Genomic DNA, 25,916 nt, shown 5'->3' on the forward strand with positions numbered 1-25,916 from the left:
TGGCCTCGCGGCCCCTCCTGTGCACTCGGATGTGTGTGTGAGGCTACTAGTCGGTCATCACCGACCGGAATGGTCGTACGGGTGCGGTGGCTCACAGTGACGCTGTCACGGTCAGCGACGGACGCGGAAGGTGCGCACCATCCTGCTGCCGAGGTGGTTGTCGTCGCCGCGGTACTTCACGACGACCTTGTACCGGCCGCGCGGCAGCTTGCCGAAGCCCGCCACGGCTCGTGAGTTGCTGCCGAGGGTCCTGGTCGCCGACCAGCGCTTCTTCGCGCCGAGCCTGCGCAGGTTGACCTTGACCTTGCCGGTGGCGGTGCTGTCGAACTCCGGGGCGACCCGCACGCGGACCTTCGTCCGTCGGTCGGCGTCCTTGCCCTTGACGCGCACGCGGGGCTTGGTGGTCACGAAGCCCACGCCGACGTAGACCGGGTTCTGGTAGTTCGTGCCGCCGGGCGGGTGGGCGCGAGGGCCTCCGCCGTAGAAGACCGGGTCCGCCGGGACGAAGACGGCACCGACCTGGTGGGCTCCGGAGCGGGAGGCAAAGCCGGCGAGCTCCGCGACGGCGCTACCGTCTGCACCCACGGCGACCCGCTGCCTGGCGCCGTCGCTGGTGGTGAAGTCGACCCATCCGGCCGGCACGTTCGTGCCGTTGGCGCTGACCCGCGCGCGCACCGGGATCGGTTGCCCGACCCCGAAGGTGCGCACGTCCCAGGCGAGGTCCCAGTCGTCGGTGCCGACGAGCAGGTCGAGGTAGGTCACCGAGCTGACCCACACCGTGTCCGACACCGGGGCGGCGGGGGTCGCACAAGTCAGGTCGGCCGGCGGCCCGACGACCGAGCCTGCGGAGTCGCGGAACGTGAGAGTGACGGCGAGGTCACCGGCGCGCAGGTCGTTGACGCCCGGCTGGAGCAGCTGGTGGGTGCCGCGTCCGGTGACGGACGCCGCGGTCGCCACGGTCTGGTCTCCCAGCGGCACAGCCTGCTGGGTCGACAAGGTGCTCGTGCGCCAGGTGGCCGGGCCACTGGGGTAGGCGTCGGAGAAGGCGGTTCGCACCGTGACGTCCACGCTGGTGGCCCCATCGTCAGCGGCTGCCTTCGCGACCTCGCCCGGCACGGTCGACTCCATCTGCATGTTCATGAACTGCGGGCTGGAGAAGAGGGTGAGCGTTGCCGGAGGCTCCGGCGCCTCGGCCTCGAACCCGAACTCCATCTGAACGGGCGTGGAGCCCGCACGAGTGCAGGTGTAGGCAGTTGTCGCGTCAGCCGACGCCCCCGCCGCAGGGGCCGCGGGCGCAACGGCGACGACCGCCGCGAGGCTCGCCGCGGCGGCGACCCCCGCCGCCAGGACGGTGTGAGCAGGAGTGGTCCAGCACATGTTTCCCCCGAAACGTCGATCGCGTCCTGGGTGACGCTCGAACGGAGCCTAGCCGAGGCGACGGTCGACGTGTGTCAGGGCCGGACGACGCGCTCGAGGACCCGGCCGGCGACGAGCCACGCCACCGCGCCGAGGCCCCAGTTGAGCAGCGCGTTCTTGACCTCAGCGCCCTGCCCGCGGAAGTCCTTGATCCCGTCGTGGCGGGAGAACACCTCGAGGTCGGCGTAGTCGGCGGCCCGGAGCACGGCCTCGACGAGGGCGTTGGACCTGTTGGCGTCGAGGGCGATCAGCAGCGCCCCGACCGCCAGCAGCAGTGCCGCCAGCGCGCACACCAGCCAGACGAGCTGGGCGAGCGTCGCCCGGATCTTGGTTGTCACAGCGCAGTGTCCCCCAGTGTCTTCCCCAGTGTCTTCCCGGCGTCGTTCAGCGGCCCACGAAGGTGGCCTTGCCCGGCCCGTTCTCGACGAACGAGGTCATGCCGCGGGTGCGGTCCTCTGTCCCGAAGATGGCGGCGAACTGCTGGCGCTCGATCTCCAGCCCGGTCTCGAGGTCGACCTCGCTCCCCCGGTCGATGCACTCCTTGGCGGCGCGGATCGCCAGCGCCGCGGCGCCGCTGAACTGCGCGGCGTAGGCCACCGACTCCTCCAGCACCTTGTCGGCGGGGACCACCCGGTCGACCAGGCCGATGCGGAGCGCCTCGTCGGCCTTGACGAACCGGCCGGTGAAGACGATGTCCTTGGCCTTCGCCGTCCCGACCAGGCGGGTCAGCCGCTGCGTGCCGCCGGCGCCGGGGATGATGCCGAGCAGCACCTCGGGCTGGCCGAAGACCGCGTCCTCCGCCGCGAAGCGCAGGTCGGCGGCCAGGGCCAGCTCGCAGCCGCCGCCCAGGGCGTAGCCGTTGACGGCGGCGATGACGGGCTTGGGGATCCGGGCGATCGCGGTCGTGGCCGAGCTGACCGACGCGGAGAGCTTGACCATCTCGGCGTGGCTCATGTCGGCCATCTCCTTGACGTCGTTGCCCGCCGCGAAGACCCGCTCGCCGCCCCACAGCACCACGGCCCGCACGTCGTCGCGCTCGGTGACCTCGGCGGCTGCCGCGCGCAGGTCGGCCTGCACCTGGACGCTGATCGCGTTCATCTTCGGACGGTCCAGCCGCAGCACCGCGACCCCGTCGGTCACGTCGATCGAGACGAACTCCATGGTGGCTCCTTGTCGAGTGGTTGGCGAGGGCCGTGCGTGGCGCATTGTGCCGTGCCGCGGCGATGCCACCACAATGGCCCGCGTGACACCGCCCCCGGAGACGACGACCGTGTGGAACCACGACGGCGAGACCAGATCGGTCTGGCCGGGCCGCAACCACCCGCTCGGAGCGACGTGGTCGGAGGAGTCGACCAACTTCGCCGTCTACGCCCCGGAGGCGATCGCGATGTGGGTGTGCCTGTTCGACGAGGACGGCTCCGAGACCCGCCACCCGCTCACCGAGCACTCGCTGGGCGTGTGGCACGGCGCGCTCCCCGACGTCGCGCCGGGCACTCGCTACGGCTACCGGGCCGACGGGCCGTGGAACCCCGACGCCGGGCTGAGGTTCAACCCCGACAAGCTGCTGCTCGACCCCTACGCCCGGGCCGTCTCGGGCGAGCTGGTCGTCGACGACGCGATCTTCGGCTACGTCAAGGACGAGCCGGCCAGGCGCAGCGAGCTCGACTCGGCGCCCTACGTCCCGCGCAGCGTCGTGGTGCACGACGACTTCGACTGGGGCGACGACCGGTCGCCGGACCTGCGGTGGCGCGACACCGTCATCTACGAGCTGCACGTCAAGGGCATGACCGAACTGCACGACCGCGTGCCCGAGCACCTGCGCGGCACCTACGCCGGCCTCGCCACCCCCGCGGTGACCGACTACCTCAAGGACCTCGGCGTGACCGCGGTCGAGCTGCTGCCGGTCCACCAGTTCTTCTCCGAGCCCGCCCTCGCCGAGCGCGGACTGGTCAACTACTGGGGATACAACTCGCTGTGCTTCTTCGCCCCGCACAACGCGTACTCCTCCGCGGGCGACCGCGGCCAGCAGGTCACCGAGTTCAAGCAGATGGTCAAGGACCTCCACGCCGCCGGGCTCGAGGTCATCCTCGACGTGGTCTACAACCACACCGCCGAGGCGGGTCCCGAGGGGCCGACGCTCAGCTTCCGCGGCCTCGACGACCGCGGCTACTACCAGCACGTCGTGCCACGCGAGCCCGCGCCCGGCAAGGCGCCGGAGCCCGTGCGCTACTGGGACGTGACCGGGTGCGGCAACACCGTCGACGCCACCCACACCCAGAGCCTGCGACTGATCCTCGACTCCCTGCGCTACTGGGTCGGCGAGATGCACGTCGACGGGTTCCGGTTCGACCTGATGAGCGCGCTGTCACGCACCGACCAGGTCGTCGACATGGGCTCGCACCTGCTCACCACCATCGGCCAGGACCCGGTGCTGCGGCACGTGAAGCTGATCGCCGAGCCGTGGGACGCCTCGATGGACGGCTACCGCGTCGGGCAGTTCCCGCCGCCGTGGATCGAGTGGAACGACCAGTTCCGCGACACGGTGCGCGACTTCTGGCGCGGCCACTCCGGCGGCGTACGCACGGTGGCGACGCGGCTGGCCGGGTCGAGCGACCTGTACGCCGACGACGGCCGCTCGCCCTACGCGTCGGTCAACTTCGTCACCGCCCACGACGGCTTCACCCTGCGCGACCTGGTGTCGTACGACGTCAAGCACAACGAGGCCAACGGCGAGGACAACCGCGACGGCACCGACAACAACCGGTCGTGGAACTGCGGCGTCGAGGGCGAGACCGACGACCCCGCCATCCTCGCGCTGCGTCGCCGCCAGGCGGCCAACCTGATGGCCACGCTCTGCTTCTCCAGCGGCGTGCCGATGCTGACCGCCGGCGACGAGCGCGGGCGCACCCAGCGCGGCAACAACAACGCCTACGGCCAGGACAACGAGGTGTCGTGGATCGACTGGCGCCCCGACGACGCCTGGCTCGACGTCTACGAGATCACCAAGACCGCGCTGCGGCTGCGCCGCGAGCACCCGGTGCTGCGCCAGCGGCACTGGTTCGCGGGCCGCCCCACCATCAAGGGCGGGATCAAGGACCTCGTCTGGGTGCACCCGAGCGGACGCGAGATGACCGTCGCGGACTGGAACGACGACTCCATCCGCACGATCGGGATGTTCCTCAACGGCGCCCCGCTCCGCTCCCCGGGCGCACGCGGGGAGCAGGTGCGGGACCGCTCGTTCATGATCTGGCTCAACTCCGGGGTCGACGACGTCGAGCTGGTCCTGCCCGACAACACGTGGGTCCACCACGGCGAGGTGGTGCTGTCGACCAACGCCGACGTCGCGGTCGGCACGCCGGTCGTGGCGGGCGGGACGCTCGGGCTGCAGGCCCGCTCGGTCCTGGTGCTGCGCGAGACCTGACGCCCCGGCCCTCGGTCCGCGCCGACGGTTCATCAAGGTATGCAGACGAACCGGCACTTCCCTCGGTCAGTTCACGCCGGGAAGTGCGGGTTCGTCTGCATACCTTGATGAACCAGCAGGGCGTCTAGGCGGGAGCGCCCACCCACTCCATCGGGTCGCCGGCGTCGAGGTCGGTGATCCCCAGCTTCTCGAGCGCGCCGAGCACGACGAGGCGTCGTACGGCGGCGAAGGTCAGCACGTGCGCGACCATCCCGCCGTAGGTGAAGACCCGGGGGGTCTCACAGGTGACGTCGACGAAGGTGTCGTCGAGACGACCCTCCTCGACGGTCGAGCGCACCTGGCTCAGGAAGGTCGGGCCCTCCTCGGCGAGCTCGCGGCGCAGGGTGCTGGGCGACTTGCCCCGCTCCTGGGCCCAGTCGTAGGAGCGCTGGGCGACGGCCGCGTTCCACTGGGCCAGCTGGCCGACCAGGCGCCCGAGCACCGACCGGATCGTCATGTCGTCGTCGATGGTGCCGATGGGCACCTCGATCGGGGCGTCGAGCTGCTCGTCGCCCAGGCGCGAGGCCCGCTCGATCATCTCGCCGGTCAGCCAGATGTGGTGCTCGATCATGCGTGTCACCAGGTCCATCGGTGTCACCTTTCGTGAGGTCGGCAGCCGCAGGCTGCCGGGCGGGTGGAAGTGCACGCCGCTCGCACCCTCGATCTGGGTGCGGGTGGGGTGCCGACGCCAGCGGCTCGGCGCGGTGCCGTACTCCCGAGCGAACGCCCGGGTGAACGCCTCGTGGGAGCCGAAGCCGGCCTCGAACGCGATGTCGACCACCTGCTGGTCGCTGCTGATCAGGTGGTACGCCGCTCGCTCGAGCAGCAGCCGGCGGCGCATCCGCTCCGGAGGCTCCCCACCCGCCGCCGACACCACCCTCGTCAGGTGGAACCGGGACAGGTGGAGCCGGCGGGCCCGCTCCTCGCCACCGAGGTCGAGGGTCTCGGCCAGGGCGTCGAGGAAGGCCGCGAAGGTGTCGGCCGCTGTCGTCATGACCACCACCTTCGTCCGGGGCGGGACGGGGCGCTTGATCGCACGTGCGCAGTCTGCACCCGTGTCAGGCGGGCTGGACCTCCGTCGCGGCCTTGGCCGCGCCGATGACCTCGGTCAGCCGGTCGCGCAGGTCGACCAGGTCGGCCAGGTCCATCCCCAGCCGGCGCAGGATGGTGCCGGGCACCTCGAGCGCCTGCGTCCGCAGGTCGCGGCCCGTCTCCGTCAGCGCCACCGCGAGGCTGCGCTCGTCCGCCGGGTTGCGGTCGCGCCGGACCAGGTCGGCGGCCTCCAGCCGCTTGAGCAGCCGCGACAATGTGCCGGGGTCGAGCTCGAGGCGGCGGCTGAGCTCGGTCACCGACAACGGCTCCTCGCCCCACAGCGCGAGCATCACGAGGTACTGCGGGTGGGTCAGCCCCATCGGCTCGAGCACCGGCCGGTAGACCGAGATCACCGTGCGGGACGCCACCGCGAGCGCGAAGCAGACCTGCTGCTCGAGGGCGAGGGGGTCCTCGATTGGGCCGGGCGTGGACATCTTGTTAGCCTAGCAATCGTTGTCGCAACAACCGATTCGGCGAGAGAGGCACCCAGATGGCTGGCAGCGTCCCCGCGCGACGTACCGAGAAGGGCCGGGGCCACCTGCTGGACCTCAACGCGCCGCGCCGGGTGGTCGCCGACCCCGAGAAGGACGCCCGCGACCTCGCCCGCGTGCAGCGGTGGGTGATGTCCACCCTCGCCGTCAGCACGATCCTGCACCTCGTCGTGGGCCTCGTCGCCGCCGCCGTGATGCTCGACGACGTCCCCGACTCCTCCAAGATCGGGCTCAACATCATCGCGGGCATCTTCGGCGCCTTCGCGGTCGCGGCCGGCCTGGCGATCCACGGCCGGCGCATCGTGTCGCCGTGGCTGCTGCTGGGGCTCATCCCCACCGGCATCGGGCTCTGGCTCACCTTCTTCTGAGCGCCGCGGGGCCCCGCCCCGCGACGCCCCTCGGCCCGGGTCAGGCCGGCTCGGCCACCAGGCCGAGCTCGGCCACGGAGGCCAGCGACGCGTTGCGCGGCACCACGCGGACGGTGTAGCCGAACGGCCCGGAGACCGCGAGCGGCACCGCGGCGTCGAAGCGGTGGCGGTTGCCGTCGTAGGACTCCCCCACCTGCATCGGCGTGATCGTGGTCGAGGTCAGCACGTCGTCGGCGCCGGCGCGGCCGTGCACGACCTGCACCTCGACGTCGTCCGGGGAGAGCGAGCCGAGCGCGACGTAGGCGCGCACGCCGAGCGTGGCACCCACCACGGCCTGGTCGTCGACGCCCTCGGAGTCGACGTGCTCGACGCGGACGCCGGGCCACGCGGCGCGCACCTCGGCCTTCCAGTGCGACAGCGAGCGGGCGCCGGCGTAGTCGGAGTTGAGGGTGCGCGCGGTGTGCGCGGCCGGGGCGTACAGCTCACGGACGTAGTCGCGCACCTGGCGGGTGGCGAGCACCTTGGGGCCGAGCGACTTGAGCGTGTGGCGCACCATCTCCAGCCACCGCGGCGGCACGCCCTCGTCGTTGGTCTCGTAGAAGCGCGGGACGACCTCGATCTCGATGAGGTCGTAGAGCGCGGCCGCCTCGAGGTCGTCGCGCCGGTCGGGGTCGACGATGCCGTCGGCGGACGGGATCGCCCAGCCGTTGTCGCCGTCGTACCACTCGTCCCACCAGCCGTCGAGGATGGAGAGGTTGAGACCGCCGTTGAGCGCGGCCTTCATGCCGGAGGTGCCGCAGGCCTCGTAGGGCCGCAGCGGGTTGTTGAGCCACACGTCGCAGCCGGGGTAGAGCGGCTGCGCCATCGCGATGTCGTAGTTGGGCAGGAACGCGATGCGGTGGCGGACCTCGGGGTCGTCGGCGAAGCGCACCATCTCCTGGATCAGCCGCTTGCCGGTCTCGTCGGCCGGGTGGGCCTTGCCGGCGATGACCAGCTGGACGGGACGCTCGGGGTCGAGCAGCAGCCTCTTCAGGCGCGCGGGGTCGCGCAGCATGAGCGTGAGCCGCTTGTAGGTCGGCACGCGCCGCGCGAAGCCGATGGTCAGCACGTCGGGGTCGAGCGCGCTGTCGATCCAGGTCGTCTCGGCGGGGGCGAAGCCCCGCTTGGCCGCCGAGCGCCGCATCCGGTCGCGGGCGTCGTCGACGAAGCGGGTGCGCAGCTGGCGCTTGAGCTCCCAGATCTCGCGGTCCGCGACCTGGTCGACCAGCGGCCACAGCGCGTCGGTGTCGTCGCCGTCGATGTCGGCGCCGCGGCTCGCGGCGAGCTCGACGACCTCACGCGCGATCCACGTCGGTCCGTGGACGCCGTTGGTGATGGAGGTGATCGGCACCTCCGCCTCGTCGAACGCCGGCCACAGGCCGTTGAACATGCCTCGCGAGACGTGCCCGTGCAGCTCCGAGACCCCGTTCGCGCGCTGGGCGAGGCGGAAGCCCATCACCGCCATGTTGAACACGTTGGCGTCGCCGCCCTCGTAGTCCTCGGCGCCCAGCGCCAGCACGCGCTCGACCGGCACGCCCGGCGTCGGGGAGTTGCCGCCGAAGTACTGCGAGACGAGCTCGCGCGGGAAGCGGTCGATGCCGGCGGGCACCGGGGTGTGGGTGGTGAACACCGTGCCGGCGCGGGACACCTCGAGCGCGGTGTCGAAGTCGAGGTGCGGGCCGTCGTCGGCCACGGTGAGCTCGCGGATGCGCTCGATGCCGAGGAAGCCGGCGTGCCCCTCGTTGGTGTGGAAGACCTCCGGCACCGGGGCGCCGGTGATGCGCGACCACACCCGGAGCGCACGGACGCCGCCGACGCCGAGCAGCAGCTCCTGGCGCAGCCGGTGCTCGGAGGTGCCGCCGTAGAGCCGGTCGGTGACGTCGCGGTAGTGGGCGCTGTTGTCCTCGATGTCGGTGTCGAGCAGCAGCAGCGGCACCCGCCCGACCTGGGCGACCAGGATCCGGGCGATGAGGTCGGGGCCGTCGGGCAGCGCGATCGACACCGTGGCGCGGGTGCCGTCGGCCTCCCGCAGCTGGGTGAGCGGGAGCTCGTCGGGGTCGAGGACCGGGTAGCTCTCCTGCTGCCAGCCGTCGCGGTCGAGCGACTGCTCGAAGTAGCCGTGGCGGTAGAACAGCCCGACGCCGATCAGCGGGATGCCGAGGTCGGACGAGGCCTTCAGGTGGTCGCCGGCGAGGATGCCGAGGCCGCCGGAGTACTGGGGCAGCACCGAGGTGATGCCGAACTCGGGCGAGAAGTACGCGATCGCGCGCGGGGCGTCGGCGCCTGCCTTGCGGGCGTACCACCGGTCCTCGGAGAGGTAGGTCTGCAGGTCGGAGTGGGCGGCGTCGAGGCGCGCACGGAAGTCGTCGTCGCCGGCCAGCTCGTCGAGCCGCTCACGACCGACGGCGCCGAGGAAGCGCACCGGGTCGCCGGACACCTCGCGCCACAGCGCGGGGTCGATCGAGGAGAACACGTCCTGGGTGGGCGGATGCCACGACCAGCGCAGGTTTCCGGCCAGGACGGACAGTGCCGCCAGCGGCTCGGGCAGGACAGGACGGATGGTGAATCGTCTGAACGCTCGCACCGGCATGACGCTAGGGCATTTCTTGGAACGATCAAAGAACGCCCCCGTCTCGGCGGACCGTGTCGCCACGACCCCGTCAGTCGCGTCCGTCACGGCACGAGCGGGCCGCGCCGCCGACGAGCCGTCCCAAGGGGTGGCCTCGGCTCCGGTCGGCTTGCGTGCCCGGGGTCGGGTTCGCAAGTGTGGGGCCATGGTTGGACGGATACCCGTGATGGATGTCTCGCCCGTGGTCGACCTGGGTCGGCAGTCGGCCAAGGCGACGGTCGGCGAGCCGATGCCCGTACGCGCGTCGGTGTTCCGCGAGGGGCACGACCAGCTGTCCGCCGAGGTGGTCGCCATCGACCCGTCGGGCCGTTCGCGCGCCCCGGTCCGGATGACCCCCGACGGCGCGGAGCCCAACCGCTACCTGGCTCACGTCACCCCCGACGTCGAGGGCGAGTGGACCTTCGAGATCCACTCCTGGTCCGACCCGATCGCCACCTGGCAGCACGACGCCGGCCTCAAGATCCCCGCCGGTGTCGACGTCGAGCTGATGTTCACCGAGGCCCGGCTGCTGCTCGAGCGCGTCTCCGCCGCCACCGGCCCCGACGCACTCGACGAGCGCGCGGCCGCCGTCGTGGCCGGCGCCCATGCGGCGGCGAGCGACGCCGAGCGGCCGGTCCCGGCCCGCCTCGCCGCCCTCCAGGACCCCGAGCTCGACGCCGTGCTGCTCGCCCACCCGCTGCGCGAGCTGCTCACCGTCACCGGTCCGTTCCGCTTCCGCGCCGACCGCACCCGCGCCCTGTACGGCAGCTGGTACGAGTTCTTCCCGCGCTCGGAGGGCGCGACCCGCGACGAGAAGACCGGCAAGATCACCAGCGGCACGCTCCGCACGGCCGCCGAGCGGCTCGACCGGGTCGCCGAGATGGGCTTCGACGTCATCTACCTCCCCCCGGTCCACCCGATCGGCGAGGTCAACCGCAAGGGCCCCAACAACAGCCTCGACCCCGGCCCCGACGACCCCGGCTCGCCCTGGGCGATCGGCAGCCGCCACGGCGGGCACGACGCGATCCACCCCGACCTCGGGACGTTCGAGGACTTCGACGCGTTCGTGGCCCGTGCGCGCGAGCTCGGCCTGGAGGTCGCCCTCGACCTGGCCCTGCAGGCGGCGCCCGACCACCCCTGGGTGACCACGCACCCGGAGTTCTTCACCACCCGCGCCGACGGCACGATCGCCTTCGCGGAGAACCCGCCGAAGAAGTACCAGGACATCTACCCGGTCAACTTCGACAACGACCCCGCCGGCATCTGCCGCGAGGTGCTGCGCATCGTCAAGCTGTGGATGGCGCACGGGGTGCGGATCTTCCGCGTCGACAACCCGCACACCAAGCCGCTCGCCTTCTGGGAGTGGCTGCTGGCCGAGGTCCGGCGCACCGACCCCGACGTGGTCTTCCTGTCCGAGGCGTTCACCCAGCCGGCGATGATGCACGGTCTCGGCGCGGTGGGCTTCCACCAGAGCTACACCTACTTCACCTGGCGCACGGCCCGGCGCGAGATCGAGGACTACCTGCTCGAGGTCTCGCACGCCTCCGACCACCTGATGCGGCCCAACTTCTTCGTCAATACCCCCGACATCCTCCACGCCTACCTGCAGTACGGCGGCCCGGCGGCGTTCAAGGTGCGCGCCGCCCTCGCCGCCACCGGCTCGCCGAGCTGGGGCGTCTACGCCGGCTACGAGCTCTTCGAGCACGTGGCCGTCAAGCCCGGCTCGGAGGAGTACCTCGACTCGGAGAAGTACCAGATCCGCATCCGCGACTGGGCCGCGCGCGACGCCGAGGGCACCACCCTCGCGCCCTACCTGACCCGGCTCAACGAGATCCGCCGGCAGCACCCCGCGCTCCAGCTCCTGCGCAACGTGACGATCCACTCCAGCGACGACGACCAGGTGCTGGTGTTCTCCAAGTCGCACACGCTCCCCGACGGCCAGCGCGACATCGTCATCACCGTGATCAACCTCGACCCGCACGGCACCCGCGAGACGATGGTCCACCTCGACATGCCCGAGCTGGGCATGGAGTGGCACGACTCCTTCATCGCCCACGACGAGATCACCGGCGCCGACTGGAGCTGGACCGCGCACAACTACGTACGCCTCGACCCCGGCTACGAACCCGCCCACGTCATCTCCGTCAGGAGGACCCCTTGACCGAGCACCCCACGTCCGCCGAGATGCCGACGGACGCCACGCGCGCCACCGCCGTGCTCAACGCGGAGCCCGAGTGGTTCCGCACGGCGGTGTTCTACGAGGTGCTGGTGCGGTCCTTCCACGACTCCAACGGGGACGGGACCGGAGACTTCAAGGGCCTGATCGAGAAGCTCGACTACCTCGAGTGGCTGGGCGTCGACTGCCTGTGGGTGCCGCCGTTCTTCACCTCGCCCCTGCGCGACGGCGGCTACGACGTGGCCGACTACAACAACATCCTCCCCGAGTGCGGCACGGTCGAGGACTTCCACGAGTTCATCGACGCCTGCCACCAGCGGGGCATCCGGGTGATCATCGACTTCGTCATGAACCACACCAGTGACGCCCACCCGTGGTTCCAAGCCAGCCGCAGCGACCCCGAGGGCCCCTACGGCGACTTCTACGTGTGGTCCGACACCGACGAGCTCTACCAGGACGCCCGCGTCATCTTCGTCGACACCGAGCCGTCCAACTGGACGTGGGACCCGGTGCGCCAGCAGTACTTCTGGCACCGCTTCTTCCACCACCAGCCCGACCTCAACTTCGACAACCCCAAGGTGCACGACGCGATGCTGGACGCGATGGCGTTCTGGCTCGACATGGGCCTCGACGGCTTCCGCCTCGACGCGGTCCCCTACCTCTACGAGCGCCCCGGCACCAACGGCGAGAACCTCCCCGAGACCCACGAGTTCCTCAAGAAGTGCCGCCGCTTCGTCGACGAGAACTACCCCGGCCGCGTGCTGTTGTGCGAGGCCAACCAGTGGCCGGCCGACGTCGTGGAGTACTTCGGCCCCGAGCGCACCGAGGACGGCCGCTGGGTCGGCACCGAGTGCCACATGGCGTTCCACTTCCCCGTCATGCCGCGCATCTTCATGGCGGTGCGGCGCGAGTCGCGCTTCCCGATCTCGGAGATCCTCGAGCAGACGCCCGCGATCCCCGAGGGCTGCCAGTGGGGCATCTTCCTGCGCAACCACGACGAGCTCACCCTCGAGATGGTCACCGACGAGGACCGCGACTACATGTGGTCGGAGTACGCCCACGACCCGCGGATGAAGGCCAACATCGGCATCCGCCGCCGGCTGGCGCCGCTGCTCGACAACGACGTCAACCGGATGGAGCTGTTCACCGCGCTGCTGCTCTCGCTGCCCGGCTCCCCCGTCCTCTACTACGGCGACGAGATCGGGATGGGCGACAACATCTGGCTCGGCGACCGCGACGGCGTCCGCACGCCGATGCAGTGGACGCCCGACCGCAACGCGGGCTTCTCCGCGGCGACGCCGGGCAAGCTGCACCTCCCGGCCATCCAGGACCCGGTCTACGGCTACCAGTCGGTCAACGTCGAGGCGCAGCTGGAGAACACCTCCTCGCTGCTGCACTGGACGCGGCGACTCGTGCACGCGAGGCGGCGGCACCCCGCGTTCGGCCTCGGCGACTTCGTCGACCTCGGCGGCTCCAACCCGAGCGTGCTGTCCTACATCCGCGAGCACGACGGACCCGACGGGCGCGACGTGATCCTCTGCGTCAACAACCTGTCGCGCTTCCCGCAGCCGGTCGAGCTCGACCTGCGGCACTGGGAGGGCATGGTCCCGGTCGAGCTGCTGGGTGGCGTGCCGTTCCCGGCGATCGGCGAGCTGCCCTACCTGCTGACGCTGGGCGGCTACGGCTTCCTCTGGCTCAGGCTGACGGATCCGAGCACCACGGGGGTGGAGACATGAGCAGGACCGAGATCAGGAGCTGGATCGACGCGGCGCGCTGGTTCGGCGGCAAGGGACGCGACTGGGAGCTGGCCGACGTACGCCGCGTCGGCCAGCTGCCCGACGCGCCCGAGGGCATGCGGGTGACCGTCGAGCTCGCCGAGGTGGCGTTCGCCGACGGCTCGAGCGAGCTCTACCAGCTGCCACTGGCGTTCTACGCCGAGCCGCAGGAGCGCATCGCACACGCCCTGATCGGCGAGTGGGACGACGAGGAGGCGGGGCACGCCTTCGTCTACGACGCGCTGCACGACCGGCAGGCGATGGCGCTGTGGCTGGCCGCGTTCGCCCGCCACGGCGTCGCCCCGGCACCGCCGTCCGACGTGCGCGGCGAGCTGATGTTCCACCGGCTCCCGGGCCACGACCTCGACCTCGACGCGCACTCCACGCTCTTCTCCGGGGAGCAGTCCAACTCCTCGGTCGCCTTCGGCGAGGACGCGCTGATGAAGGTCTTCCGCAAGGTGACCCCGGGCGTCAACCCCGACATCGCGATCCACCAGGTGCTGACCGAGGCCGGCTCGACCCACGTCGCCGCGCTCTACGGCTGGCTCGACCTCGTCGACGAGGACACCGACACCACCATCCAGCTCGCGATGCTCCAGCAGTTCCTCCGCACCGCCAGCGACGGGTGGGACCTCGCGCTGGCGAGCGTGCGCAACCTCTTCGCCGAGGCCGACCTGCACGCCGACGAGGTGGGCGGCGACTTCGCGGGCGAGGCAGCGCGGCTCGGCGTCGCCCTCGCCGAGGTGCACGCCGACCTGGCCGAGCACTTCCCGGTCGAGCGCCGCGACGCCGCGGCCCTCGACGAGCTCGCCGCGGCGATGGAGGGTCGCCTGGTCGCTGCCCTCGACGTGGTGCCCGACCTCGCGCCCCACGAGGCCATGCTGCGCGAGCGGTTCGCCCGCCTGCGCGAGCTCGACGCCATCGAGGTGCAGCAGGTCCACGGCGACCTGCACCTCGGACAGACCCTGCGCACGGTCAAGGGCTGGAAGATCGTCGACTTCGAGGGCGAGCCCGCCAAGCCGCTCGCCGATCGCCTCCGGCCCGACTCGGTGTGGCGCGACGTCGCCGGCATGCTCCGCTCGTTCGACTACGCGCCGCGCGTCGTCGCCCTGTCCGGTGCGGGTGCGGAGGCGCCCGGCGAGGCCGAGCAGCGCGCCTACCGCGCCTCGGAGTGGGCCGCGCGCAACCGCGCCGCGTTCCTCGACGCGTACACCGCCCATCGGGGCGAGGAGTCAGGCCCCGTCAACGGGGTACTGCTCGACGCCTACCTCGCCGACAAGGTCGTCTACGAGGCGGTCTACGAAGCACGCAACCGTCCGGGATGGATCTCCATCCCCCTGGCAGCGTTGGAGGAGACGTCATGACCCAGACCCCCCGCACCCCCCGCACCCCCCGCACCGCTGCCCCGAGGCAGGCGCCCGCGGCTGCTCCCGCCGCTCCGGCCGCTCCCGCCGCTCCGGCCGCTCCCGCGGCTCCCCCGGCCGCCTCCCCCGCCACGTCCCCCGCCGCGTCCCCGGCCGGCGACCCGCACGCCCCGGGCGAGCTCGACCTGCACCTGATCGGCGAGGGCCGCCACGAGCTGCTGTGGACGGTGCTCGGCGCGCAGTCGGGGCCCGACGGCACGTCGTTCCGCGTCTGGGCCCCCAACGCGATGGAGGTGCAGGTGGCCGGCGACTGGGCCGGCTGGGACGGCGCCGCGCACCCGATGACCCGCCTCGACGGCTCGGGCGTCTGGCACGCCCACGTCGAGGCGGCCGGCGTCGGCTCGCACTACAAGTACCGCATCCGCGGCGCCGACGGGCAGTGGGTCGACCGCGCCGATCCGCTCGCCCAATACGCCGAGAAGCCGCCCAGCTCGGCCTCGGTCGTGTGGAGGTCGCAGCACGAGTGGAACGACGACGCGTGGCTGGAGAAGCGGCGCACCGCCCAGCCCGTCGACGAGGCCATGTCGACCTACGAGGTCCACCTCGCGTCGTGGCGCAAGCACTACTCCGGCGAGCTCTACTCGTGGGACGAGATCGCCGACGCGCTGGTCCCGTACGTCTCCGACCTCGGCTTCACCCACGTCGAGTTCATGCCGGTGATGCAGCACCCGTTCGGCGGCTCCTGGGGATACCACGTCACCTCCTACTTCGCCCCCGACTCGCGCTTCGGCGACCCCGACGGCCTCAAGCGGCTGATCGACCGGCTGCACCAGGCCGGCGTCGGCGTGATCCTCGACTGGGTGCCCGGCCACTTCGCCACCGACGAGTGGGCGCTGGCCCGCTTCGACGGCACCCCCCTCTACGAGGACCCCAACCCGCAGCGCGGGTGGCACAAGGAGTGGGGCTCCCACATCTTCAACTTCGGCCGCAACGAGGTGCGCAACTTCCTCTACGCCAACGCGGTCTACTGGCTCGAGGAGTACCACGCCGACGGGCTGCGCGTGGACGGCGTCGCGTCCATGCTCTACCTCGACTACGCCCGCGAGCACGGCGAGTGGTCGCCCAACAAGCACGGCGGGCGGGAGAACCTCGAGGCGGTGCAGTTCCTCCAGGAGATGAACGCCACCGTCTACAAGCGGGTGCCCGGCATCGTCACCATCGCCGAGGAGTCCACCGCGTGGCCCGGGGTCACCGGACCCACCAGCGAGGGCGGCCTCGGCTTCGGCTTCAAGTGGAACATGGGCTGGATGCACGACTCGCTCAACTACGTCGCCAAGGACCCGCTCTACCGCAGCCACCACCACGGCCAGCTGACGTTCTCCCTGGTCTACGCCTACGCCGAGAACTACGTGCTGCCGATCAGCCACGACGAGGTCGTGCACGGCAAGGGCTCCCTGCTCCGCAAGATGCCGGGCGACCGCTGGCAGCAGCTGGCCAACCTGCGCGCCTACCTGGCCTACATGTGGGCCCACCCCGGCAAGCAGCTGCTCTTCATGGGCTGCGAGTTCGGCCAGGAGTCGGAGTGGGCGGAGAGCCGCGAGCTCGACTGGTGGCTCCTCGAGCACCCCGAGCACGCGGGCGTCCACGCACTCGTGCGCGACATGAACCACGCCTACACCGAGACCGCCGCGCTGTGGGGCCGCGACAACGACCCGTCCGGGTTCCAGTGGATCGACGCCAACGACGCGGGACGCAACACGTTCTCGTTCGTGCGCCGCTCCCCCGGCGAGCCCGACCTGGTGTGCGTGGCCAACTTCGCCGGCACGCCCCACGAGGGATACCGCCTCGGCATGCCGTCGGCCGGCTCGTGGACCGAGATCCTCAACACCGACGCCGACGCCTACCACGGCTCCGGCGTGGGCAACCTCGGCTCGGTGACGGCGGTCGACGGCGACCACCACGGCCAGCCGGCGTACGCCGACATCGTCGTCCCCCCGCTCGCCACCGTCTGGTTCCGCAAGGCCGACTGACTCCCGCCCCGCCGCCCGCCGCTGGTTCATCAAGGTATGTCGCCGAACCCGCACTTCCCATGGTCAGCTCGCCATGGGAAGTGCGGGTTCGTCTGCATCCCTTGATGAACCGGCAACGGCGACACGGGTGGCGCGCGGGCCACCAGCCGTCCCCAGACCCCCTTCCCGGGCGGTTGTCCCCAAGGAGGTGGACCGCCACTCCCGGCGTGGGCCTTGCGCGGTCGATGGTGCTGGCATGGATGACCCGCTTCGCGCCGTCTCCCGGGAGAGCGGCTTCTTCACGCGTGCCCATGCTCGCGAGGCCGGGTACGACGATCGCGCGGTGACACGCGAGCACCGGTCGGGCAGATGGGTGCGGATCCGGCGCGGCTACTACGTCTTCCCCGACGTGTGGCGCGCCGCCAGTGTCGAGGAACGACACCTCGTGCGCTGTCGTGCGGTCCTCGACTCGTTGGGCGACGTCGTCGCCCTGAGCCACGTCTCGGCATGCCTGGCGTGGGGGATCGACGTCTGGGGCGTGTCGCTGGAGCGCGTCCATGTGACCCGGCTCGACGGTGGCGCAGGGCGCGTGGAGGGCGATGTGGTCCACCACGAGGGCTTCGTGGCCGATGGCGAGGTGACCGAGGCTGGTGGCGTCCGCGTGCTGACGGCGCCGAGATGCGTCCTCGAGGCGGGATCCGCGGCGACCGCGGAGGCGGCGCTCGTGCTGCTCAACTCAGCGCTGCACCGAGGAGCGTGCACCATGACCGACATCGGCAACCAGTTCGACCTCATGGCCCGGTGGCCGCGCATGCGTCATCTCCACGTGCCGGTGCGCATGGCGACCGACCAGGCGGAGTCGGTCGGGGAGTCCCGCGGGCTGTGGCTCTTCTGGGTCGAGCACCTGCCCGCGCCGGTCCTGCAGCACGAGGTGTACTCCGGCGGGCGGCTCGTGGGGCGTACGGACTGGGCGTGGCCGCGCCACCGCGGCCTGGGCGAGTTCGACGGCAGAGTGAAGTACGGCCGGCTCCTCCGGCCGGACCAGGATCCCGGCGAGGTGGTCTTCCGCGAGAAGCGACGTGAGGACGAGCTCAGGGAGGTCACCGGCGCCTGGATGGTCCGGCTCGTCTGGGCCGACCTCGACCAGCCTGCTCCCACGGCCGCACGCCTGCGCCGGCTGATGTCTGCGGCCAGCTGACGTCGTACGCCGCGCTCGGGGGCCGCACGAGCGGTGACGGTTCATCAAGGTATGCAGCCGAACCAGCACTTCCCGTCCTCAGTTCGTCGCGGGAAGTGCGGGTTGCTCTGCATACCTTGATGAACCAGCAGCGGGACCGCCGCCCCCGCTCTGGCTAGGGTGGGGCGGTGCCTGCCGAACAGCCGACGCTGACTGACGGGACCGTCACCCTGCGACCGTGGCGCGACGACGACATCGAGCCCGCCGCGGCGGGGCACGACGACGACATCGGCTACTGGTTCGGCAACGCCGAGAGCCCGACGGTCGAGGCGCAGCGCGAGATCGTGCGCGGGTGGCGCGAGCGCACCGCGAGCGGCGACTTCGCCAGCTTCGTCATCGAGGAGGCCACGACCGGCGGACCGGCCGGGGTGGTCGAGGTGCGCCGGATCGCCGACCGGGGCGTCGAGCTCTCCTGGTGGCTGTACGCCGGACGGCGCGGTCGCGGGCTGGCGACGCGCGCGGTGCGCGTGGTCACCGACTGGGCGCTGACCGGCGCCGACCAGGGCGGCTGGGGCGCCACCCGCGTCCAGGCCCGGGTCGAGCCCGGCAACAAGGCGAGCATGCGCGTGGCCACCCGGGCCGGCCTGCGCCAGGAGGGCGTCCAGCGGGTCGAGCCCGGGTCGGGCGATCGTCCCGAGACCAGCGAGTACGTCGTGCTGGCGCGCCTGGCCGGCGATCCGCCGCTGTCCGACCCCGAGAGCTTCCGCTCGCTGCTCAACTCCTTCCTCCCCCGCAAGCGCGCCATCTCCCAGATGCTGCTGCGCGACCCCGAGGGCCGCGTGCTGCTGTGCCAGCTCACCTACAAGCGCGACTGGGACCTGCCCGGTGGCGTCGTCGAGGTCGGCGAGTCGCCGCGCCTGGCGGTGCAGCGCGAGGTCGAGGAGGAGCTCGGTCTCCAGGTCGAGCCCGGCGCCCTCGTGCTCACCGACTGGCTGCCGCCGTGGGGCGGCTGGGACGACGCGCTGTGCCTGGTCTACGACGGCGGCACCCACGACCCGGAGGTGCTGGCGGGCGTCGTGATGCAGGAGCGCGAGATCCGCGACGTGCGCTTCTGCACCCTCGAGGAGGTCGACGAGCTGGCCGCGGACTTCACCGCCAGGAGGGTGCGCGCCGCCGTGGAGGGGACACTGCCGTATACGGAGTCCGGCCGCTGAGGCAGGATGCGACCATGACCTGGGTCTACGACTTCGCGGATGGAAACAAGGACCAGAAGGACCTCCTGGGCGGCAAGGGAGCCAACCTGGCGGAGATGACGAGGCTGGGGCTGCCGGTCCCGCCGGGCTTCACCATCTCGACCGAGACCTGTCGCGCCTACCTGTCCGAGGGAGGCGAGCCCGAGGGCCTGGCCGAGGAGGTCACCGCCCACCTCGCTGCGCTCGAGGAGGCGATGGGCAAGCGGCTCGGCGATGCCGACGACCCGCTCCTGGTCTCGGTGCGCTCGGGCGCGAAGTTCTCGATGCCCGGCATGATGGAGACCGTCCTCAACGTCGGCCTCAACGACACCTCCGTCGGCGGTCTCGCCGCGCGCAGCGAGTCGGAGCGCTTCGCCCAGGACTCCTACCGCCGGCTGCTGCAGATGTTCGGCAGCACCGTGCTGCACGTCGACGCCGAGCTGTTCTCCGACGCGCTCGACGAGGCCAAGCGGGCCAAGGGCACCGACTCCGACCTCGACCTCGACGCCGAGGACCTGCGCGGGGTCGTCGAGTCGTTCAAGGCGATCATCGTCGAGCAGACCGGCAGCGAGTTCCCGCAGGACCCCCGCGAGCAGATGGACCTGGCGGTCCGGGCGGTCTTCGAGTCCTGGAACACCGATCGCGCCCGCCTCTACCGCCGCCAGGAGCGCATCCCCGAGGACCTCGGCACCGCGGTCAACGTGCAGGCGATGGTCTTCGGCAACTTCGGCATGGACTCGGGCTCGGGCGTCGCCTTCACCCGCGACCCCGCGAGCGGCGAGCAGGGCGTCTACGGCGACTACCTCCAGAACGCCCAGGGGGAGGACGTCGTCGCCGGCATCCGCAACACCGTCTCCCTCGCCGACATGGCCGAGATCGACCGCGGGTCCTACGACGACCTGATGGAGATCATGACGCGCCTGGAGCGGCACTACCGCGACATGTGCGACATCGAGTTCACCGTCGAGCGCGGCAAGCTGTGGATGCTCCAGACCCGCGTGGGCAAGCGCACCCCCGAGGCGGCGTTCCGCATCGCGGTGCACATGGTCGACGAGGGCCTGATCCAGCTCGACGAGGCGGTGCTCCGGGTGAGCGGCGACCAGCTCGCGCAGCTGATGTTCCCCCGCTTCGACGAGACGTCGGAGCGCACGCTGCTCGCCACCGGCATGAACGCCTCCCCCGGCGCGGCCGTGGGCAAGGCGGTCTTCGACTCCGACACCGCGGTCGCGTGGGCCGAGCGCGGCGAGGACGTGATCCTGGTCCGCAAGGAGACCAACCCCGATGACCTGCGCGGCATGGTCGCCGCACGCGGCATCCTCACCAGCCGCGGCGGCAAGACCTCGCACGCGGCGGTCGTGGCACGCGGCATGGGACGTACGTGCGTGTGCGGCGCCGAGTCCCTCGACGTCGACACCAAGGCCAAGGAGTTCCGCGTGCGCGACGGCGAGACCGTCCGCGAGGGCGACGTGATCTCGATCGACGGCACGACCGGCGAGGTCTTCGCCGGTGCGGTGCCCGTCGCCGACTCGGTCGTGGTGCGCCACTTCGAGGGCGAGAGTCTCGACGACGACCTCGCCCACGCGGTCGCCCGCATCATGGCGCACGCCGACGGCGCCCGGCGGCTGCGCGTGCGCACCAACGCCGACACCCCCGACGACGCCGCTCGCGCCCGCCGCTTCGGCGCGCAGGGCATCGGCCTGTGCCGCACCGAGCACATGTTCCTCGGCGAGCGCCGCGAGCTCGTGGAGCAGCTCATCGTGGCCCAGGGCGACGACGGGGTGGAGGCCGCGCTGGCCGAGCTCCTGCCGCTGCAGCGCCAGGACTTCACCGAGATCCTCGAGGCGATGGACGGGCTGCCGGTGACGATCCGGCTCCTCGACCCGCCCCTGCACGAGTTCCTCCCCGACCTGACCGACCTCAGCGTCGAGGTGGCGCTCGCCGAGGAGCGGGGGCAGGTCGACGAGCGCGCCGCGGCCCTGCTCACCCACGTGCGGCGACTCCACGAGCAGAACCCGATGCTGGGCCTGCGCGGCGTGCGCCTGGGCATCCAGATCCCCGGGCTGTTCCGCATGCAGGCCAGGGCGATCGCCGAGGCCGCGGCCGACCGGATGGCCGCCAACGGCAGCCCGCGCCCGGAGATCATGGTGCCGCTGGTCGCCAGCGTCCGCGAGCTCCAGATCGTGCGTGCCGAGATCGAGCAGCAGATCGCCGCGGTCGAGGAGGAGCGCGGGATCACGCTCGACATCGCGATCGGCACGATGATCGAGCTCCCCCGCGCGGCGTTCCTGGCCGACCGCATCGCGCAGGCGGCCGACTTCTTCTCCTTCGGCACCAACGACCTCACCCAGATGGCGTGGGGCTTCTCCCGCGACGACGTGGAGTCGTCGTTCTTCTCCCGCTACTTCGAGCACGGCATCTTCGACGTCTCGCCGTTCGAGTCGCTCGACCAGCGCGGCGTGGGCGGCATGGTGGAGATGGGCACGACGAAGGGTCGCGAGACCCGTCCCGACCTCAAGGTGGGCGTCTGCGGGGAGCACGGCGGCGACCCGCGTTCGGTGCACTTCTTCGACGACGTCGGCCTCAACTACGTCTCGTGCTCGCCCTTCCGCGTGCCGGTCGCCCGCCTCGAGGCCGGACGCTCGGTGCTGGCGAAGCGCGACTCAGAAGAGCGCTGAGGCCAGGTCGCGACGACCCGCCAGCACGCGCGGGTCGTCGTTGCCGACCGCCGCGAAGAGACCGAGCAGGTGGTCGCGGGCGCGCTCGCGGTCCTTGTCGCTCGTGCGGGCGACCAGGCCGACCAGCCGCGCGAACGCGTCCTCGACGTGCCCGCCGAGCATGTCGAGGTCGGCCACCATGGTCTGGGCGTCGACGTCGTCGGGGTTGTCGGCGGCCGCCGCCCGCGCGGCGGTGAGGTCGACCCCCTGCGTACGCTGCATGACCCTGGCGATCGCGAGCCCGCCCGCGGCCTCGACGTCGGCCGGGTTGGCGTCCACGAGCTTCTGGTACTCCGCGATGGCGGCGTCGATGTCGCCGGCGGCGAGCGCGTCCTGGGCGGGCGCGTAGCGCGGGTCGACGGCGTCCTCGTCGCCCTCGGCGGCGGCCGCGGCGCCGGTGCGCGGCTGGTGGCGGCCGGTGATGCCCTGGGCGGTGAGCTGCTGGCCGACCTGGGTCAGCGCGGTGCGCAGCTCGTCGATCGGCAGCGGGTCCTGGAGCAGCGGCATCGGGCGTCCGTCGACCACGGCGACGACCAGCGGGATCGACGGGATCTGCATCGCCTGCGCGATCTGCGGCGTCGCGTCGATGTCGACGAGGCCGAGCAGGTAACGGCCCTCGTGCTCCTCGACCACGGTCGCGAGGTCGTCGGCCAGCTGGCCGCTCTCGGGCATCCGGGACCGGGAGTAGAACGCCAGGAGCACCGGCGCGGTCATCGACTGCTCGAGCAGGCCCTGGAAGCTCTGCTCGTCGACGTCCACGGTGTAGGACCGGGCACCGGTCGGCGAGGCGGGGTGGGGGGCGGGTGCGCCCGCCTGGGGTGCGGGCCGGCCGAGACCGGACAGGTCGATGGCACCGGGGCGGCTGAACGGCTGCTGCGTCATGGGCCCAATCCTAGGGAGCACGACCATGATCGCGCGCCCGGGTCGGTAGCCTCACGACATGGGATCCCGGGCGGCCGCCCTGCTGACGCGGCACCGGCGCAACGTCGGCCTGCTCGCCCGCTTCGGCGTCGTGGGCGCCACGGGCGTGCTGGTCAACCTGCTCACCCTGGTCGTGCTGCGCCGGCTCGGCCCGCACTTCGACGACGCCGTCGTGGCGATCGGCTCGTCGGGCTTCAACCTGCGCTGGTACCACGTCTACTCCACGATCGCCTTCCTCGTGGCCAACCTGTCCAACTTCCAGCTCAACCGCACCTGGACCTTCAAGAGCAGCGGCGCGGCGTCCTGGTGGCGCGAGTACTGGCCGTTCTTCCTGGTGGGCCTCGGCGCACAGGTGGTCGGGCTCGCCCTGCTGACCCTCCTCATGCACCCCCACTCACCGATCGGCCTGCCGCGCGACCTCCTCGACGACTCCTCGGGCCTGCGCAACCGGCTCTACTGGGCCCAGCTGATCGTGATCGCCCTGGTCACCCCCCTGTCGTTCGTGGTCAACAAGCTCTGGACGTTCGCCGCGGTGCGCACCACCCGCCCCGACCTCACCGACCAGCACCGCCCCGACGACGCCCGGGCCCGGTGATCCCCGGCGGACGGCCGGGCACGCAGGACGGCCAGGTGGTCCCCGCCGACCCCTGTCACTGGGGGGCTACTGCGTGGTAGAACATCCGGGGGTCTCGACGGGAGGATGCGACGGGCATGACGACATCCGGGTCGTACGACTTCGCCGGCTACCAGGTGCTGGTCGTCGGTGGCACGCGCGGTGAGGGGCACGCCATCGCCTCGGCCTTCGCCTCCTCCGGCGCGTCCGTGACCGTGACCGGCACGATGATGCTGCGCTCGCTCTACGACAGCGACCTCTCGGCGTTCGACTACGAGTCGGTCAACCTCGCCCGCCAGGACTCCATCGACCACCTCGCCGGGTCGATCACCCACATCGACGTCCTGGTGCTGGCGGCGTCCTGCACCCTCCCCTACGGCCTGCCCGCCGACGAGCAGGCGTTCATCGCCCAGGCCGTCCGGTCGGGGCTGCTCGGTCCGACGTTCCTCACCACGCGGCTGCGGCTCAAGCTCGGGCAGAGCCCGGCCCTGGGCGGCGGGTGCGTCGTCCACACGGGAGCCGTGACGAGCTGGCTGCAGCTCTCCGGCACCCCGGAGGCGGCCCGTCGCGACCTCGTCGAGACGACGGCCCGCGCCGGCCACAACTGGGCCGGCCTCGGTGTGCGCGTCAACGCCGTGCTGCCGTCGGTGCCGTCGGTGCTGCCCCGCCAGTACGCTCCCGGTCCCGCGCCCGTCGGCGGCAGCCGGGCCGCCGGCGGCACGCTCGTGCGGGCCCGCGCGCCGCGGGTCGCCGACGCCGTCGTCGACGCGACGCTCTTCCTGGCCAGCAGCGCGGCCGCGCGCATCACCGGCCAGACCCTGCGGATCAGCTGACTCCGGACCGGCTCCGGCAAAGGATCCGGTATTCGGCCACGGGACCCACCGCGGATCAATACATTCCGTGCACACGGAAGCAACACGAGATCCACAACTCTCGTCGCCGCCGTCTCGGGTCGGTCGCGCCCTCGTTCGGAAGGACTCCCCTTGACTGCTGAGCTGATCGCCCCGTACACCCGCGGCAGAGGGATCGCGTGGACTGCCCGGTCCGCCCGACGTCGGCAGGGGCGGGTGCACGCTCAGCCACCGGGCGCCGACTCCCCGGTCCACCCCCTCTGGACCTCGCTCGTGGACGTGCTCGGCTCCATCGAGGGCCCGTCGTCGGCGCTCCTGGCCACCGACGCCGGCGAGCCGGTGGCGGCGCACGGCCTCAGCCGGCCCGACGCCGCGAGGATGGCGCACCGCAGCCGTGCCACCTTCGCCGCGCGCCCGGCTCCGGGCGACCCCGCGACGGTGGAGACGGTCGAGCACACCTCGGGTCCGCGCCACACCGTGATCGCGTCGGTGCCCGCACCGGGGCGCTCGGCGCACCTGCTCACCGTCACGGCCCAGGGCGTGAGCCGCCAGGTGCTCGGTGCCTGGACCCGTCGCCTGGCCGACGACATCCACCAGGCCCTGTCGGCCTCCGACGCCTGAGCCGCGGCCGGGTCCGGCTCAGTCGGCCAGCAGCTCGTCGGCCGCCGCGTAGGGATCCACCTCGCCCGCGACCACCCGCCGGGCGAGGACGTCGAGCTCGGCTCCGGCCTCGGTGCGGCCCCAGCGCTCCCGGAGCGCGGCGAGCGCGATCGCCTCGACCTCGTGCCGGGCACGGAGCGTACGACGGCGGGCGAGCTCGCCCGACTCCGCGAGCCATGCGGCGTGGCGGTCGACCTCGCCGAGCAGCGCGTCGATCCCCTCGCCGGTGCTCGCCACCGTCTGGACCACCGGCGGACGCCACGCGCCGTCGCGACGCTCGCCCATCGACAGCATGGTGCGCAGCTCGCGACGCGTGCGGTCGGCCCCCTCACGGTCGGCCTTGTTGACGGCGTACACGTCGCCGACCTCCAGGATCCCCGCCTTCGCGGCCTGGATCCCGTCACCCATCCCCGGCGCGAGCAGCACGAGCGTCGTGTCGGCCAGCCCGGCCACCTCGACCTCGCTCTGCCCGACGCCGACGGTCTCCACGACCACCACGTCGCACCCGGCGGCGTCGAGGACGCGGACGGCCTGCGGCGTCGACCAGGCCAGCCCGCCGAGGTGCCCGCGGGCGCCCATCGAGCGGATGTAGACGTCGGGGTCGAGGGCGTGGTCGCCCATCCGGACCCGGTCGCCGAGCAGCGCCCCGCCGGAGAACGGCGACGAGGGGTCGATGGCCAGGACGCCGACGCGCCTGCCCGAGCGCCTCATCCCGGTGACGAGCGCGTTGGTCGTGGTCGACTTCCCGACGCCCGGAGCGCCGGTGATGCCCAGCACGTGGGCGCGCCCGGCGTGCGGTCCGAGCGCCGACATCACCTCCCGCAGCAGCGGGGAGGCGTCCTCGACGAGGGTGATCAGCCGAGCGACCGCGGCAGGGTCGCCCCGGCGTGCCCGGTCGACGAGGTCGGGCACCGCCGCGGCGCCGCGCCTCGTCATGCCGCCGGACACGC

Annotated in this window: 20 protein-coding genes; 12 read left to right on the forward strand and 8 right to left on the reverse strand. The window is 71.9% G+C overall.

Annotation, left to right across the window (positions count from 1 at the left end):
- Positions 1–111: 111 nt before the first annotated feature.
- From AC4H2S_RS16410 to AC4H2S_RS16420, 3 genes are all read right to left on the reverse strand, one after another.
- Complete coding sequence (locus tag AC4H2S_RS16410; protein ID WP_491498049.1) at positions 112–1,212, reverse strand: hypothetical protein; 1,101 nt, start codon at positions 1,210–1,212, stop codon at positions 112–114.
- Positions 1,213–1,451: 239 nt separating this feature from the next.
- The gene (locus AC4H2S_RS16415) at positions 1,452–1,754 is read right to left on the reverse strand and encodes a hypothetical protein (RefSeq protein ID WP_491498050.1); all 303 of its coding nucleotides are present in this window, start codon (positions 1,752–1,754) and stop codon (positions 1,452–1,454) included.
- A gap of 46 nt (positions 1,755–1,800) precedes the next feature.
- Positions 1,801–2,577 (reverse strand): enoyl-CoA hydratase/isomerase family protein, encoded by a 777-nt coding sequence (locus tag AC4H2S_RS16420; RefSeq protein WP_491498051.1) that lies wholly within the window; start codon positions 2,575–2,577, stop codon positions 1,801–1,803.
- A gap of 82 nt (positions 2,578–2,659) precedes the next feature.
- Between AC4H2S_RS16420 and glgX the strand changes: the two genes are divergently transcribed.
- Positions 2,660–4,837 carry a glycogen debranching protein GlgX gene (gene glgX / locus AC4H2S_RS16425; RefSeq protein WP_491498052.1) on the forward strand — a complete coding sequence of 726 codons (2,178 nt, stop codon included), beginning with the start codon at positions 2,660–2,662 and terminating at the stop codon, positions 4,835–4,837.
- 124 nt (positions 4,838–4,961) lie between these two features.
- Here glgX and AC4H2S_RS16430 read toward each other — a convergent pair whose 3' ends face one another.
- Together AC4H2S_RS16430 and AC4H2S_RS16435 are read right to left on the reverse strand one after the other, a co-directional pair.
- Positions 4,962–5,870, reverse strand: coding sequence for a helix-turn-helix domain-containing protein (locus AC4H2S_RS16430; protein WP_491498053.1), 909 nt, complete (start codon positions 5,868–5,870; stop codon positions 4,962–4,964).
- Between the two features lie 64 nt (positions 5,871–5,934).
- Positions 5,935–6,402 carry a MarR family winged helix-turn-helix transcriptional regulator gene (locus tag AC4H2S_RS16435; protein ID WP_491498054.1) on the reverse strand — a complete coding sequence of 156 codons (468 nt, stop codon included), beginning with the start codon at positions 6,400–6,402 and terminating at the stop codon, positions 5,935–5,937.
- 56 nt (positions 6,403–6,458) lie between these two features.
- Here AC4H2S_RS16435 and AC4H2S_RS16440 point away from each other — a divergent pair, with 56 nt between their 5' ends.
- Positions 6,459–6,827: a hypothetical protein gene (locus AC4H2S_RS16440; RefSeq protein WP_491498055.1), complete on the forward strand. Its 369-nt coding sequence runs from the start codon at positions 6,459–6,461 to the stop codon at positions 6,825–6,827.
- Positions 6,828–6,867: 40 nt separating this feature from the next.
- Here AC4H2S_RS16440 and glgP read toward each other — a convergent pair whose 3' ends face one another.
- Positions 6,868–9,450, reverse strand: a complete 2,583-nt coding sequence (gene glgP / locus AC4H2S_RS16445) for an alpha-glucan family phosphorylase (RefSeq protein WP_491498056.1) — start codon at positions 9,448–9,450, stop codon at positions 6,868–6,870.
- A gap of 190 nt (positions 9,451–9,640) precedes the next feature.
- On the opposite strand from glgP, the gene AC4H2S_RS16450 reads away from it, so the two are divergent.
- The 7 genes from AC4H2S_RS16450 (at position 9,641) to ppdK (ending at position 21,882) form a co-directional block, all read left to right on the forward strand.
- On the forward strand, positions 9,641–11,635 hold the full coding sequence (locus AC4H2S_RS16450; protein WP_491498057.1) for an alpha-1,4-glucan--maltose-1-phosphate maltosyltransferase: 1,995 nt from the start codon (positions 9,641–9,643) through the stop codon (positions 11,633–11,635).
- A gap of 23 nt (positions 11,636–11,658) precedes the next feature.
- Complete coding sequence (treS, locus tag AC4H2S_RS16455; RefSeq protein WP_491498227.1) at positions 11,659–13,386, forward strand: maltose alpha-D-glucosyltransferase; 1,728 nt, start codon at positions 11,659–11,661, stop codon at positions 13,384–13,386.
- Complete coding sequence (locus tag AC4H2S_RS16460) at positions 13,383–14,789, forward strand: maltokinase N-terminal cap-like domain-containing protein (protein ID WP_491498058.1); 1,407 nt, start codon at positions 13,383–13,385, stop codon at positions 14,787–14,789. Before treS ends, AC4H2S_RS16460 begins: the two co-directional genes overlap by 4 nt.
- Positions 14,786–16,819: a 1,4-alpha-glucan branching protein GlgB gene (glgB, locus tag AC4H2S_RS16465; protein ID WP_491498059.1), complete on the forward strand. Its 2,034-nt coding sequence runs from the start codon at positions 14,786–14,788 to the stop codon at positions 16,817–16,819. The genes AC4H2S_RS16460 and glgB overlap by 4 nt, the downstream gene beginning before the upstream one ends.
- Positions 16,820–17,054: 235 nt before the next feature.
- Positions 17,055–17,996: a type IV toxin-antitoxin system AbiEi family antitoxin domain-containing protein gene (locus tag AC4H2S_RS16470; RefSeq protein ID WP_491498060.1), complete on the forward strand. Its 942-nt coding sequence runs from the start codon at positions 17,055–17,057 to the stop codon at positions 17,994–17,996.
- A gap of 167 nt (positions 17,997–18,163) precedes the next feature.
- Complete coding sequence (locus AC4H2S_RS16475; protein ID WP_491498061.1) at positions 18,164–19,189, forward strand: NUDIX hydrolase; 1,026 nt, start codon at positions 18,164–18,166, stop codon at positions 19,187–19,189.
- A 14-nt stretch (positions 19,190–19,203) separates the two neighbouring features.
- Positions 19,204–21,882: a pyruvate, phosphate dikinase gene (gene ppdK / locus AC4H2S_RS16480; RefSeq protein ID WP_491498062.1), complete on the forward strand. Its 2,679-nt coding sequence runs from the start codon at positions 19,204–19,206 to the stop codon at positions 21,880–21,882.
- On the opposite strand, the gene AC4H2S_RS16485 is transcribed toward ppdK, so the two are convergent.
- Positions 21,868–22,803 carry a co-chaperone YbbN gene (locus tag AC4H2S_RS16485; RefSeq protein ID WP_491498063.1) on the reverse strand — a complete coding sequence of 312 codons (936 nt, stop codon included), beginning with the start codon at positions 22,801–22,803 and terminating at the stop codon, positions 21,868–21,870. The two genes, ppdK and AC4H2S_RS16485, sit on opposite strands and share 15 nt — an antisense overlap.
- Before the next feature lie 58 nt (positions 22,804–22,861).
- On the opposite strand from AC4H2S_RS16485, the gene AC4H2S_RS16490 reads away from it, so the two are divergent.
- The 3 genes from AC4H2S_RS16490 to AC4H2S_RS16500 all read left to right on the forward strand — a co-directional run bounded on the left by AC4H2S_RS16490 (position 22,862) and on the right by AC4H2S_RS16500 (position 24,927).
- Complete coding sequence (locus AC4H2S_RS16490; protein WP_491498064.1) at positions 22,862–23,437, forward strand: GtrA family protein; 576 nt, start codon at positions 22,862–22,864, stop codon at positions 23,435–23,437.
- A 116-nt stretch (positions 23,438–23,553) separates the two neighbouring features.
- On the forward strand, positions 23,554–24,288 hold the full coding sequence (locus tag AC4H2S_RS16495; RefSeq protein WP_491498065.1) for an SDR family oxidoreductase: 735 nt from the start codon (positions 23,554–23,556) through the stop codon (positions 24,286–24,288).
- Between the two features lie 234 nt (positions 24,289–24,522).
- On the forward strand, positions 24,523–24,927 hold the full coding sequence (locus tag AC4H2S_RS16500; protein WP_491498066.1) for a hypothetical protein: 405 nt from the start codon (positions 24,523–24,525) through the stop codon (positions 24,925–24,927).
- 18 nt (positions 24,928–24,945) lie between these two features.
- Here AC4H2S_RS16500 and meaB read toward each other — a convergent pair whose 3' ends face one another.
- The gene (gene meaB, locus AC4H2S_RS16505; RefSeq protein ID WP_491498067.1) at positions 24,946–25,902 is read right to left on the reverse strand and encodes a methylmalonyl Co-A mutase-associated GTPase MeaB; all 957 of its coding nucleotides are present in this window, start codon (positions 25,900–25,902) and stop codon (positions 24,946–24,948) included.
- Positions 25,903–25,916 lie beyond the last annotated feature (14 nt).

The sequence above is a fragment of the Nocardioides sp. Z13_37 genome, from assembly GCF_058355585.1.